Origin of the sequence: Rhizobium ecuadorense, from assembly GCF_001187535.1 — a bacterium.
Taxonomy (GTDB): domain Bacteria; phylum Pseudomonadota; class Alphaproteobacteria; order Rhizobiales; family Rhizobiaceae; genus Rhizobium; species Rhizobium ecuadorense.
On sequence record NZ_LFIO01000833.1, the window covers coordinates 1 to 390 of the forward strand.

1 pseudogene is annotated in these 390 nt (G+C 54.1%); it reads left to right on the plus strand.

The window, feature by feature from the left end:
* Nucleotides 1-298 precede the first annotated feature (298 nt).
* Nucleotides 299-390: pseudogene (locus tag AF337_RS42185) on the plus strand (transcriptional regulator); the annotation flags it as partial.

The window sequence follows — 390 nt, forward strand, 5'->3', positions numbered from 1 at the left end:
CTGCTGCAGGGCCTTGGCGAGGAAGGGGATATCCTCGTTGCGAACAGGGATCACCGACATCCGCCCTCCCCTTGGGCCTTGCGGCCGGTGAATGACGACGCCGGTCGGCATGACGTCCATGGCGAGCTTCTCTTCGCTTGAGATGGTGAACCTCATGGTGCCGTCTCCCCATCCCGGAAAGCTTGTCCGTTGTTGATGATGTCGCTCTGTGTCATGGCGATTAGGGTACAATTAATACCCGATATGTCAAGCACATTAGGGCATGACATGTACCTTAATTTAGGGTATTTTTTATATCATGTTGAAAGAGCAGGAACAATTTGAACGCGAAGAACGCGCAAAGCGCCTCGTCATGGCCAGGAAGAATGCTGGCTTTGCCGGGCCGAAGGC